Annotated in this window: 15 protein-coding genes; all 15 read left to right on the plus strand. The window is 54.1% G+C overall.

The genetic code is table 11. The features are described 5' to 3' along the window. Positions 1-32 precede the first annotated feature (32 nt). The 15 genes from BU251_RS09500 (at position 33) to BU251_RS01455 (ending at position 12549) form a co-directional block, all read left to right on the plus strand. Positions 33-353 carry a zinc ribbon domain-containing protein gene (locus tag BU251_RS09500; protein WP_228767825.1) on the plus strand — a complete coding sequence of 107 codons (321 nt, stop codon included), beginning with the start codon at positions 33-35 and terminating at the stop codon, positions 351-353. 5 nt (positions 354-358) lie between these two features. Further along, positions 359-1465 carry a radical SAM family heme chaperone HemW gene (gene hemW / locus BU251_RS01390; protein ID WP_128699119.1) on the plus strand — a complete coding sequence of 369 codons (1107 nt, stop codon included), beginning with the start codon at positions 359-361 and terminating at the stop codon, positions 1463-1465. 104 nt (positions 1466-1569) lie between these two features. Next, on the plus strand, positions 1570-2055 hold the full coding sequence (locus BU251_RS01395) for a hypothetical protein (RefSeq protein ID WP_128699120.1): 486 nt from the start codon (positions 1570-1572) through the stop codon (positions 2053-2055). Next, complete coding sequence (locus BU251_RS01400; protein ID WP_164908804.1) at positions 2036-2458, plus strand: response regulator; 423 nt, start codon at positions 2036-2038, stop codon at positions 2456-2458. The genes BU251_RS01395 and BU251_RS01400 overlap by 20 nt, the downstream gene beginning before the upstream one ends. A 154-nt stretch (positions 2459-2612) precedes the next feature. Further along, complete coding sequence (nth, locus tag BU251_RS01405; RefSeq protein ID WP_128700935.1) at positions 2613-3290, plus strand: endonuclease III; 678 nt, start codon at positions 2613-2615, stop codon at positions 3288-3290. Next, positions 3277-3795, plus strand: a complete 519-nt coding sequence (locus tag BU251_RS01410) for a pyridoxamine 5'-phosphate oxidase family protein (RefSeq protein ID WP_128699122.1) — start codon at positions 3277-3279, stop codon at positions 3793-3795. Before nth ends, BU251_RS01410 begins: the two co-directional genes overlap by 14 nt. 26 nt (positions 3796-3821) lie before the next feature. Continuing rightward, the gene (locus tag BU251_RS01415) at positions 3822-4418 is read left to right on the plus strand and encodes a redoxin domain-containing protein (RefSeq protein WP_164908806.1); all 597 of its coding nucleotides are present in this window, start codon (positions 3822-3824) and stop codon (positions 4416-4418) included. A gap of 3 nt (positions 4419-4421) precedes the next feature. Continuing rightward, on the plus strand, positions 4422-5867 hold the full coding sequence (locus BU251_RS01420; protein WP_128699124.1) for an MBL fold metallo-hydrolase RNA specificity domain-containing protein: 1446 nt from the start codon (positions 4422-4424) through the stop codon (positions 5865-5867). A 215-nt stretch (positions 5868-6082) separates the two neighbouring features. Further along, on the plus strand, positions 6083-6709 hold the full coding sequence (locus BU251_RS01425) for a hypothetical protein (protein WP_128699125.1): 627 nt from the start codon (positions 6083-6085) through the stop codon (positions 6707-6709). Beyond that, complete coding sequence (locus BU251_RS01430; RefSeq protein ID WP_128699126.1) at positions 6693-7289, plus strand: RNA polymerase sigma factor; 597 nt, start codon at positions 6693-6695, stop codon at positions 7287-7289. Before BU251_RS01425 ends, BU251_RS01430 begins: the two co-directional genes overlap by 17 nt. A 14-nt stretch (positions 7290-7303) precedes the next feature. Next, positions 7304-7822, plus strand: a complete 519-nt coding sequence (locus BU251_RS01435; protein ID WP_128699127.1) for an anti-sigma factor family protein — start codon at positions 7304-7306, stop codon at positions 7820-7822. A gap of 884 nt (positions 7823-8706) precedes the next feature. Next, positions 8707-9078 (plus strand): DUF1318 domain-containing protein, encoded by a 372-nt coding sequence (locus tag BU251_RS09375; RefSeq protein WP_164908807.1) that lies wholly within the window; start codon positions 8707-8709, stop codon positions 9076-9078. A 56-nt stretch (positions 9079-9134) separates the two neighbouring features. After that, entirely contained in the window at positions 9135-9368 is a 234-nt protein-coding gene (locus BU251_RS01445; RefSeq protein WP_128699129.1) for a transcriptional coactivator p15/PC4 family protein, read from the plus strand. Between the two features lie 113 nt (positions 9369-9481). Beyond that, the gene (locus tag BU251_RS01450; protein WP_128699130.1) at positions 9482-10240 is read left to right on the plus strand and encodes a PP-loop family protein; all 759 of its coding nucleotides are present in this window, start codon (positions 9482-9484) and stop codon (positions 10238-10240) included. Between the two features lie 116 nt (positions 10241-10356). Continuing rightward, positions 10357-12549 carry a sensor domain-containing diguanylate cyclase/phosphohydrolase gene (locus tag BU251_RS01455; RefSeq protein ID WP_128699131.1) on the plus strand — a complete coding sequence of 731 codons (2193 nt, stop codon included), beginning with the start codon at positions 10357-10359 and terminating at the stop codon, positions 12547-12549. Positions 12550-12705: the final 156 nt, after the last annotated feature.

Below are 12705 nucleotides of genomic sequence, written 5' to 3' on the forward strand. Positions count from 1 at the left end.
CGAAAGACGTAAAAGAGAGGATGGAGGCGGCTGTGAAAAAATGCCCTTTTTGTGCCGAAGAGATCCAGGATGAGGCGATCAAGTGCAAGCACTGCGGCAGTATGCTGGAATCCAGCAGCAGGCTGGTATCTGCAGCGCCTAAGACGCCGTGGTACTTTAAGACATCGGCCCTGGTGATCGCCTTCCTCTGCGTCGGGCCTCTGGCCTTGCCGCTCTTGTGGTTCAATCCGCGCTTCACCATGAAGAGCAAGATCGTCTGGAGCGTCGTCGTTATCGTGGCGACGTATTATCTCGTCGTCGCCCTTGCGGACGCCTTAAAGACCATCGGCCAGTATTATCAGGAGTTGCTCTAGAGCATATGGACCTTTCCCTTTATATCCATATCCCTTTCTGTAAGTCCAAATGTTTTTATTGCTCTTTTGCTTCGTATCCGGGCCAGGAAGATATGATCGACGCCTACCTGGATATGCTGGAGCAGGAGGCGGCAAGCTATGACAGGCCTCCATGCTCGACCGTCTACATCGGCGGCGGGACTCCGACGTATTTATCCGCGATGCAGCTTGAGAGGGTACTGGGGATCGTCCGGGACTATTTTTCGAGGGATGAGGGTTCTGAGTTCACCGTCGAGGCGAATCCGGCGACCTTCGACCGCGCCAAGGCAAAACTTCTCTTGCATTCGGGGGTCAACCGTGTGAGTCTCGGCGTTCAGTCCCTACATGACGATACCCTGCGATGGCTGGGGCGTCCGCATACGGCGGCAGAGGCGCTTGAAAGCTATCAGCTGTTGCGCGACGCGGGTTTTAAGAACATCAACCTTGATTTTATCTACGCGCTTCCCCATGAGACACAGGATCAAGTCAAGGCCGACCTTGAAGCGATCGAGGCCCTGGGCAGCGAACATATTTCCCTCTATGCCTTGTCTATCGAGGAAGGGACTGATCTGTCGCATCGCCAGATCCAGCCGCTTGAGCCTGATCGGCAGGCTGACGATTACCGCATGGTCGTGTTATTTTTGAAGGCGTGCGGATATGCCCAGTACGAAGTGAGCAATTTTGCCAGAGCGGGATATCTCTGCGAGCATAACATGCACTATTGGCGCGGCGGGGATTATATCGGGCTGGGGGCGTCTGCCCACTCTCATATCCTGGGCCACCGTTTCTGGAATGCCGCAGCAGTCTCAGAATACGTTTCCCTTATGAAAACGAAGGGCCTTGCGCGCGCGGGAGAGGAACGCTTGACGCCTCAACAGCGTTTGTGTGAGACTTTCCTTATCGGTTTGAGGATGTGCGAAGGCGTCTGGCTTGAAGGCCTGGAACAGAAATTCGGCGTGATGCTGGAGGAGCGCCAGAAGGCCCTCGTCCGGCAGTTCATCGAGGAGGGGCTCTTGGAAGAATACGCAGGCGTGGTGCGCACCACACTTCAGGGAATGCTGGTTTTAGATGAGATGTGTGCGCAGTTGTGCTAGTTTTTTTGCCGCGAGCGGGTATGTCCAAAAAGGTTTAGAATTTTTTCTGTCCTGCGGATATAATAAATGAGTCGATAGAGCACAGAGAACAGATGGGGTGAGGCATGAAGAAAAAGAGGCAAGCGATAAGTGAGATCATTTCATTATTGAGACCCAGGAGGGTTGGTTTTTTTGTTTTTCTGTTTTCCGCGCTCTGTTTGGTGTTCTCTATGGCAAGCGGCTGTGCCAAGTGCATGCTCATGCGTTCGGAATATTATGACATGACGGGCCAGGTTTTTGCGCCAAAGGCCGCCGATGCCGAAATCCCCATCTACGAGGCCGGTCAGCAAATCGATCGTCCTTACACGGAGATCGGTGTCGTAAAGGTCGTTGCCCAGCCGAAGACCGGCCGCCAGGAGATCGATGAGGAATTAAGGAAGCGGGCGCGGCTGGCCGGGGCGGATGCTCTGATCGATATGAATTTTCAGGAGGACAAGGAAAACAAGGCCTGGTTTTGCGGCCGTTTGATGTCGACGCGGCATAATGCCGCCGCCGCCGCCAGGGCCGTCATATTCACGGATGCGGACAGCCATGGCCCAACAACCCCCTAAGTATATTTTGCTCGTCGATGACGAGAAAGATTTTATCGAGCCCATTTCTTTCTGGCTGCATTCCAAGGGGTATGATGTGGCTATGGCGCTGGACGGCCGTCAGGCCCTGGAGGCCATAGCTGCACGCCGGCCAGATATCGTTTTTATGGATATCAATATGCCGGGCCAGACCGGCCTGGAGACTTTGAGGGCTATCCGTCAGACCGATCAGGACCTGCCGGTCATTCTTCTGACATCGGCCTACGGGGACGAAGGCAAGATCGTTGCGGCCCGATCTCTCGGTGTTTCCGGGTTCTTCGCCAAAAACTATACGTTTGAACAGTTGATGCAGGTCTTGCAGGTAACGCTCAATGCCCATCGCGGGCTTTCTTCGGGATCCTTGCCGGCGGATGAAAAGCCGTGAAACTCCGCCGACGCGCCTGCTTTGCAGACAGTCAGTGCTTTTTCTTCGTGTGATATAAAACGAAACGCGGCACCGAATGCTTCGGAGGTTTTGGCTTCCCATCGCCGCATAGCGGCCGGGATTCGCGGGGACGAGGAGGCGGGGGATGGCGGGTATGCACGGGGCAAGGGCGGATGAGGTCATCAAGCGTCTGAAGAAAAAATATCCCTCTGCCCGCATAGCCCTGCATTCCCGTAATCCTTTGGAGCTTTTGGTGGCGACCATCCTGTCTGCGCAGTGCACGGATGCGCGCGTGAATCTTGTGACAGAAGGCCTTTTTGAGAAATACAGGACGGCGCAGGATTACGCAGAGGCCGAACCGGCGACATTGGAGCAGGAGGTCCGCTCGGCGGGGTTTTACCGTCATAAGGCCAAGAATATCATCTCTGCGGCCAAGAAGATCGTTGCCGACTTTCATGGGGAGGTGCCGCGGACGATGCCGGAGCTCTTGACGCTCCCAGGCGTGGCGCGCAAGACCGCCAACGTCGTCCTCTACAGCGCGTTCGGCAAAAACGAGGGGATCGCCGTAGATACGCATGTGATGCGAACGAGCCGGCGGCTGGGGCTCACGGAACACGATGATCCTGTCAGGATTGAAGAGGACCTGATGCGCCGGGTGCCGCGGCGCGAGTGGGGGGATTTCAGCCTGCGCCTGATCCTGCATGGCCGCCAGACATGTATGGCGAGGGCGCCGAAGTGTCCGGTATGCATTTTGGCTTCGGTCTGTCCGTCTAAAAAAATATTCTTTCCGGGAAGTTCAGCCTTATTGAAGGAGACGCATGGAACGCCGTAAAAAAGTTTACGAGCCGATCACGCCGCAAGAGAAGGAAAACCTGCTGCATGATTATCTGCCGTTCCTTTCCAGGGGGAAATTCGTCAATGTGGCCACCTGCAATGAGGAGCGCATGCCTAATGTGGCGCCCAAGCTGATCGCGAAAGTCGACAATAATCTGGTCTATCTTGTCGATTACGTCATGGGATCGACCTACGCGAATCTCAAGACCAATCCACGCGTTTCCCTCTCTTTCGTCGACGAGAGGACGTTGACGGGTTACCAGTTGAACGGCGCCGTCATTGTGATCGCCTCCGGGGAAGAATTCGACAGGCTTTCCGAGGAGTTCCAGCAGATCAAGACGAATTTCACGGTCGAGCGCATTTTGTTTAATGTCAGGACAGGAGGAAAGGCCTCGCCTGTGGACCTTACGCTGCCGGAAAAATTCGTTATCCTGAAGGTGAAGGTTTTTGAAATCGTTGAGATCAGTTCTACCGGCGGCCTGAAATCCAAGTTTGCCCTTTGATCCGTTTCCATATGCCCTTGAGGAACATGCATACACCGGTCAGGACGGCCTTCTGGCGGATAACTCTTTTTTCACTCTTGTCCCTGTCGTTCTTCTCTTCCCGCGGCATGTGCGATTTGTCCCCTGAACCGCTGCGCCGGGCACCGGAAATCAAGGGATCCACCTGGTTCAATGTCGATCAATATCCCCATATCAGCCTTAAATCCCTGAGGGGAAACGTCATTCTTTTGATCTTCTGGGACAGCCAAGACTTGGTTTCGGCAGAGGTGATGCAAAAGATCAATGCCCTGCGCGACCGCTATAAAGACCGGGGGCTGGAGGTGATCGGCGTCCATGATTCGGGATGGGGGCTGAATGTGTCCGAGGCCATGGTTTTAAACAAGATCCGGGAGCTCGACATCAGATTTCCCGTTGTTATGGATTCGGAGGGGACGATGCGGGTGGCCTATGATTATCTTGGCGGGGAAAGCCTGTTTCTGATCGACCGCAAGGGGTACATCCGGGGGCAATTCATCGTCGGGCTTCCATGGAAAGACATTGAGCTGATGCTCCAGATGCTTCTGGAAGAGGGACACTCCAGGCAATGGGAATTGTATGAGAAAAAGAAAGTCAAGGGTGTTTGAGAGATGAAAAAAAACAAGTGTGTTTGGCCGCAGGTAAGGCTGAAATTTCTCGGCGGCGTCAGGACAGTAACAGGATCCAGCCATTTGTTGACGACGCCGAAATCGCAGGTTTTGATCGATGCCGGATTATTCTACGGCCACCGCGATGAGTTCTACAAGGTCAATACGACGTTTTCCTGCCATCTCTCGAAGGTGAGTGCCGTCGCGCTGTCCCATGCGCACATCGACCATTGCGGCAATATCCCGACGTTATTGAAACACGGATTGCGTTCGAAGATCTACACGACGTCGGCCACGCGAGATCTTTGCAAGCAGATGCTGGCGGACAGCGCCAGGGTCCAGGAAGAAGATTTCAGGTATTTGAGAAAAATAGGCCGTGGGTCAGGAGGCCGCGGCCCGCGGAACGCCCCGCCGTTCCGCGGCCCCCTCTATACCGAACGCGAAGCCCTCCGGGCGTTGGGAAAATTCCGGCCTTTGCATTACGGCCAGAGGTTTCAGGTGACCCATGATGTGACGTTGACCTTTTATGACGCCGGCCACATCCTCGGCGCCAGCGTCATTCTGATCGAGGTGCGCATGGGCCGCAAGGCGGTCCGCCTCGGGTATGCCGTTGACCTGGGCAGAAAAAACCTGCCGATGCTCAATGACCCTACCGTCTTGCGCGACCTGGATTATCTTGTGTTGGAATCGACCTACGGCGGCAGGATGCACGCCCCCATCTCGGAAGCCAAAGAGAAGCTGCGCGAGACGATCACCAAGACCGTGGCGCGCAAAGGCAAGATCATCATCCCGGCCTTCGCCCTTGAGCGCACCCAGGAAGTCCTCTATTACATCAGCGAGCTCCTGAAGGAACGGGCGATCCCCGAGATCCCTATCTATGTGGATTCGCCCCTGGCGACCAGGATCACGGAGGTTTTCCGCAACAACGTCCACTATATGGATCCCAAAGCCAAAAACATGATCCGCAAGGAACACAGCCCCTTTGATTTCGTGCATCTTCATTATGTGCAGGGGCAGGAGGAGTCCAAGTCCCTCAACAATGACAAGCGTCCGATGATCATCCTGGCCGGTTCCGGCATGTGCGAAGCCGGCCGCGTCCTGCATCATCTGAAGAACAATATAACGGAATCCCGCAATACGGTCCTTGTTGTTGGGTATATGGCCAAGAACACGCTGGGAAAACGGATCGTGGACCGCGAGCGCATGGTCAGGATTTACGGCCTGGAGTATGAATTGAACGCCGAGGTGGTCGTGATCAACGCGCTCTCCGGCCACGCGGACTCCAACGACCTCCTGCATTATGCCCAGGAGTGCTCTCCTTTCAAAAAAGTCTTTCTTGTGCACGGGGATGAAGAACAGACCAAGAGCCTTTATGACCGGCTTTGCGAATACAACCTGAATCCTTATATGCCGCAAAAGGACGAAGAGGTGGTCCTTTATGAAGAATGATAGGGGGGTCACCCTGTTAGAGATATGTCCCGTTAGAAATGAGGTTTCTAACGGGACTTTATATGTGGGTTCACAGAGAAAAGTTCTGTTTTTTTAACAGATTAACAGATTGGATTTCCCAGTTGATGGATGGGGTCCTGTCATCTCTAACGGCGTAAACCTTTTGTTTCGTTGTTCGTCTAACGTGAAGGAAGCGAAACAAAAGGGAGGATGCTATGAAAAATTTCGCCAAACAATTATTGTTGATCGGGTTGGGTGTCCTGGTTTTGGCGGGGGGATGTTTTTGTTTTTCTCAGGCGGGTCTGGCCGCGGGCGATGAAGAGGAGTTGTCATCGGCGCCTGGCCGCTCCGGCCGCGCCGGAGACCTGCGCGAAAAGGCCGATCGTTTAAGACGGGAAGATCCTGAGAAATTCCACCAGCTGGTGCGGGACCGCGCCCAGGCGCTGCGTGGAAAACTTCGGGACCTTAAAGAAAAAGACCCCCAGAAATACGAACAGGTCGTCGCCAGGATCCGGCAGATGAAGATTGAGCGGCTGCGGCGCCTCAAGACTGAAGATCCCGAGAAATTCAGCCGGATCATGGAACGTCGGCGTCAAGCTGTCGATAAACGTTTGAGCAGGCTTAAAGAGACCGACCCCCAGAAATATGAGAAGGTTGTAGCTTTTAAGGAGAAGCTGGGGCATCTGCAGGAACTGCGGCAGAAAGACCCCGAGGCCTTCCGTGAGTTTCTTGAGAAACATCCGCGTCTCAAGGAGCGGCTGACTTCGGGTCGCCGGGGACACGGAGCGCCGGGGCCGAGAGAGCCGCAACGGAAAGCCGCTGAATATGACGACGTCCGCTGATGCCCAAAGAAGCCTGGAGTGCGTGCGCCGTTTTCAGGAAGGCGAGAAGGCCGCGTTCGACGAGCTGGTGAGGATGCATCAGCGGCAGGCTTATGGATTTGTTTACAGTCTTATTGGGAATGTCGAGGATGCCGCGGATATCCTCCAGGAAGGGTTTCTGCGTGCTTATGAAGGGTTGGGACGGTTTCGGGGAGAATCGGGATTCAAGACGTGGTTCTACAGGATATTGATCAACCTGACGCGGGACATGCTGCGCCGACGGGGGAGGTCCCGTAAGCTTTTTTCCTATTCGCTCGATGAAGAGGACGAAAACGGGGCTGCCAAGAGCGTTCCTGATGCGACGTGGAGGCCCGATAAGGCGGCGCAAGAGCATGAATGCGAGAGTGTGCTGAACGGGGCGTTGTGCGAGCTTTCGGACCGGCAGAGAGAGGCTTTCTCGCTGCGTTATTTCCAGGGGTTGAAGACCGAAGAAGTGGCGCACATCCTGGGGTGCGGGGTCCCGACAGCCAAGGTGCATATTTTCCGGGCTGTCCGCCATATCGGCAGGATCATGGGGCCGTATATGGACGGGCGTTCGTAACCAGAGAGGGTTTTATGGGTATGTGTTTTTTTGTGAAACGAAAACTGCTTGATTTTGCCGAAGGGGATATTCCGGAGTGCCAGGCCGTGCAGGTGCGCGCGCATCTGGAAAGCTGTCCGGCCTGCCGCGGCCGTTTGGCGGAGATCCGCCGGGGCCTCCAGGCTGCCGGCTTGCATCGAGAAACGCAGATGTCCGAAGATTTCTGGAAGAAGTTCGATGTCGAGCTGCAGAAGAAGATCTTCGAGCGTGAATGTGAACGCTTCCCCCGCACCGGCCGGCGGTTCGTTTGGGTTGCGTCCGTATGGCGCCCGGCACTCATCGCGCTTCCCGTCCTGGTCATTATGTTCGCCGTGGCCACGCATCTGAGGGTGTTTTCTCCGGCGGCACGGGAAGAGGCGCTGGTTCGCGATGCGGCTTGGCTGATGGACGAAGCTTCGGACGAACAAGGCACGCTGTCTTCAGATGACGACATTACGGCCGATATCGAAATCCTTTATCTTGCAGATCCTTCTGCATTCCGGGAAAATGGATAAGCGGTCGTCTCTTTTCGAGTGAGAGGATTTCTTTTCTCGGTTGTGTTGTTTTTCCTTCCCTTGCCTTCCTTGCGTTGTTATCCTTGAAGATTGCACGTGTTCTTTTTTTTCGCATGCACCGGCTCATTCTTGAGGCGAGCCAAGCCATTGCTGTGACAGAAAGGTGGATTGCGGATGTTTGGCGCAAGCCTCATCCGGCCGCCGTGGCGCTTGACCCAGCCGTTTTGGACCAAGATTCGGAGCCGAAGAAAGTCAAAATATTGTGATTGAAAATTTAAAAAATTACTATTATGATATTAAGGAAGATTTAATCCTAAGTAGAAATCCCCAGGCCTTTTGCGATGCGGCCTGGCTGATGGTCAGGGCGGAAGCCCGTGGAATGAATGCAGTTGTGAAGTTCTTCTGCACCCCGCGCTTATCGGTACCTGGCGCTTTATAGGAATTGCGCCAGTGTTCCCTTGTGGGAAAATGGCGCAGGTGTTTCGCCTTCTGCGACACCCTGCGCTTATCGGAATGGCGCAGGTGTTTCGCTTTCTGCGAAAGGAGCAAGCCCTGGTCTTTAGGCGAGGGAGGTTTCGCTGACGCAACTCGGGTTAGGACATAAGGATGGATACGGTTCTGCAGGAGAAGCAGGCCGTCATTCCAGTAGATTATTCTGGCGCAGGGAGGACACGATGCCAATTTCCCAGAGAAGGGTGTTCCAAAGCGGCTTAATTTTATTCATTTTGTTTGGTTTCGCGCACATGGGCGTTGGCGCAAAACAGTCTATCCGGCTTGGAGATGCGGTTTCTTCGGAACCTCGGTCAGGAGGGGCGGTCTGTCTTGGTTTTTTCTCGGGTGTCAGAGAGGCTTGGGCTGAGGGAGAAGACGCCAAAGAGACAGAAGTGAAAAATCAAGAAGCAGAAGCAAAAGATGCAAAAGGCGAGAGCGGGGATTATCCCGAAGAGGTCCGTGATGCGATTGAACGCCGCAGTGCCCGCCGCAATGAACTCCTGTCCTGGGAAAAGAAGGGCGTGATCGGCGAAAACATGCATGGGCATGTTGAGATCGTCAAGCGGGGGGCTTCCAAAAAAAATAATCTGGTCGCCTTGGTGGAGCAGGAAAACAGGGACCGTTCTGCGATCTATGCGTATGTCGCAAAAAAGGACAAGGTTTCCGTGAATGAAACGGTTAGGTTTTTCACCCGGAAGATCCAGACAGAAGCCCCGGCAAAGACACCGATCCAGTGTTTTAACGGAGAGTGGACAGTCAAGTAGGAAGGGTGAAGGCTTCTTGGCCCCGGCGTCGCGGCGTTTGCAGAAAGGCGGCATAGATGGAGAAGGTCGTCAAGACATTTGAGAAAAACAAGTTTCAGGAGATCCGTGTCGGCATCACGCAGTACCAGGGCAATGACCTGATCGACCTGCGTATTTGGGCGCTCAATCAGGGCGGACAGGAGAAAGTGCCGACGGCCAAGGGGATCTCGCTCAACGTCAAGCTCTTCTGGCATCTCAAGGAAGCCGTAGAGCTCCTGGAAAAAGAATTGAAAGCCAACAACCTGTTGTAGGTTTTTACCCGCGCACCAGAAAGCCGCGGATGTCCAGCCATGGATGGACGGCTCTCGGTGTGGGGTTTAACTTCACGGAAGCCAGAAAAATAAAGATGCCATGGTGAAAAACCGTGAAGCTTCACGTCGTGGCCGCTCTCAAGAAAACAGATGCTAATCGGGCAAAGGAACGCCAGAAGGCCATCTCCAAAAAAGTCGGCCGGGCGATCGCCGATTACGGCATGATTGAGGACGGCGACAAGATTTTGGTGGGTGTTTCCGGCGGCAAGGACAGCCTGACGCTTTTGAAGATCCTTTGGGACAGGAGGGTATTTGTCCCGATCCATTATGATGTGTTGGCATTGCATGTGGATCTGGGGTTTACCGGGACTAAACAGGAGGCTTTCCGGAGATATCTGGAGACAGAGGGATATCCTCTTGAGGTGCGCCGCCAGGCAGTTGCGGGCGAGGGAGGGCGGGAACCCTTGACATGTTTCTGGTGTTCTTGGAATCGGCGCCGCGTGCTCTTTGAAGAAGCTAAAAAGAACGGTTGCAACAAGATCGCTCTGGGTCACCACAAGGATGATATCGTCGAGACGATCCTGATGAATCTTTTGTTTGAAGGCGAGATCAGCGCTATGGCGCCCAAGCAAGAGATGTTTAAGGGGGAGCTCCACATCATCCGGCCGCTCGCCTATGTCGAAGAACGCGAGATCAGCCGATTTGCGCGTCTGATGGAGTTTCCGGTCTGCGGCTGTCTGTGTCCCCAGGCCGGCCGGACGCAGCGCGCGGTTGTCAAGAAGATCATCGCGGATGTGCAGAAAACGGCGCCGGGGGTCAAGTCCAATATTTTTCGCAGTCTGCAGAGGATCAAAAAAGAATATCTTCTATAACCCCGTTAGAGGCACTTTTTGTTTTTCAATAACGGGATGTGATTTGACATAGAGCTGTTGGTCTCACAAAGAGAGAGTTAGAGACCATGTCTTGATCTGTCTCTAGCGGGGTAACGATGCCATTAAGGATCAATAAGAGAAACGCCATCTATGTGTTCAAGAGGGTCTTGGCGGTTTTGTTCGTGGCCGTCATCTTTTTGAGCTTTTTCTTTTTGCCGTATTACCGGCCGGACCGTCAGCTCGTTTGGTCTTTTGTGTGGAACATCCACGCCGAGATCGTCCCCTTCGTTGCCATCCTCCAGTTTATCTTCAGTTTTGCCCTCATATTTTTCTTTCTGTATCTTTTGCGCATGCGCCGCGCCCTGTACCGGGAAAAAGAAGATTTGGCCGCGGCCATCACGAATCTGGATGTCGGGTTCTGCCGCCAGACGCCCGGAGACCAAGGGGCGTTCTTGGAGGCCAATGACGGGTTTTTGAAGATGCTCGATCTGAGCGAGAAGGAGTTGTTTGTCTTCAAGCCGGTCGACATCCATATGTCGAAGGAGAGTTACGGGGAATTCTGCGAGCTTTTGAATCATCGCGGAACATTGATCAAAGAGCTCCAGCTCAAAAAGAAAAACGGCAGCGGTGTCTGGGCCGTTGTGTCGGCGAAGGCGGTCAGGAACGAAAGGGGCGAGCTCCGGTATTACGAATATATCACCATGGATGTCAGCGAACGCAAGTGGATGGAAGAAGAGATGAGCTCGGCCTACCTGCGTTTTGAGGCGGTGATCCAGAATACCCCGAATATTGCGATCCAGGGTTTTTCTCTCGACGGCAAGATCCTGGAATGGAACCACGCCTCCGAGCTCCTGTATGGTTATCTTAAGCACGAGATCCTGGGCAAACGGGGCGAGGATTTTATTCTCAGGGAATCGGACCGGATGGAATTCCAGCAGCTTTTTGAGACGATGAGGCAGACGGGACGGCCGACGCCGCCGCGGGAATGGAAGGCCCGGACCAAAAACAACAAGGAGATCACGGTCTACTCGTCGATGTTCCCGATCTTGCACAACGACAAGGTCATCGAGATCTACTGCATGGATGTGGATATTTCCGACCGCGTCGAGACGGAGAGCAGGCTCAATGAGATTAAAGACAAGCTTGAGAGCCTGGCCTTGAAGGACCCCCTGACGGAGATCTATAATTTCCGCTATTTCCGTGAACGTCTCGCCTCGGAGTTCGAGCGCGCCAAGAGGACATTGCAGCCTTTGACGATCGTCATGATGGACCTGGATTATTTTAAGTCCATCAATGATACCTATGGCCATCAATACGGCGACCGCGTCTTGAAACAGGTCGCCAGGTTCCTGAAGGCGGAATTGCGCACTAACGACGTGGTCTCGCGCTGGGGCGGCGAAGAGTTTGCCATTATTCTGCCGGATACCAATCGTATCGATGGTCTGGCGGTGACGAACAAGATCCTTGAGCTGTTTCGGACGCGCAGCTTTGGGGATGTTACGAACGTCATCAAGCTCAAGTGCAGCATGGGTATCGTCAGCTATCCGGAAGACCCTTTGTTTTCCGTTGAAGAATTGATCGACGCCGGCGAAGAGTGCATTTATCGTGTCAAGGAGCGCGGCGGCGACGGCGTGGCCCTCTACGGCCACGAGATCGGTGTGGCCGAGCACAACCTGGACAAAATGCCGGAGGAGGACCGCAAACGCTTCATCGATTCCGTCAAGCAGCGTCTTTCGTTTTACGCCGTCCGCAGCGAACGCAGCATCCTGGAGGCGATTTATTCTTTGGCCAAGAGTATCGAGTTGCGGGATCGCCGGACAAAAGAGCATTGCGACCGCATGGTCGAATACGCCGAGAAGATCGCCCAGCGGATGGGCATGAACGAGCAGGAGGTGGACAATGTCCGCCGCGCCGCCATGCTGCATGATATCGGCAAGTTGGGTATTTCGGACGCCATATTGCTGAAACCGGGGAAGTTGACGCCCGAAGAATACGAAATCGTCAAGAAGCATCCGGTGATCGGCGCCGACATCATTTCCGTCGCCGGTTTCCTCAAAGACATCGTTCCCTATATCCTGTGCCACCACGAGCATTTTGACGGTAAGGGGTATCCCAGGGGGCTCAAGGGAGAAGAGATCCCCCTTGGCGCGCGCATCATCGCCGTCGTCGATGTCTATGAAGCGCTGACTTCCGACCGTCCCTACCATAAGGCCATTTCCAAGGACGAGGCGATCAAAATCCTCAAAGAGGGCCTGAATACCCAGTTTGACGCCCGGGTCGTGAAGGTGTTTTTGGAAATAGTCGAGTAGTCAAATGACGGCATAGTTTAGGCACTTCCTTTATATGGTATAAGGAAGGCCTACCCTTTCTGGGTTAGCGAGCGAAGCGCCGCTAAGTTACCTGCCGGAATTTGACCCCCACACTAATTATCAAGGGTGTTAGCGGGGGAAGATTTTGTAATAGCG

This window comes from Candidatus Velamenicoccus archaeovorus (assembly GCF_004102945.1).
GTDB classification, from domain to species: domain Bacteria; phylum Omnitrophota; class Gorgyraeia; order Velamenicoccales; family Velamenicoccaceae; genus Velamenicoccus; species Velamenicoccus archaeovorus.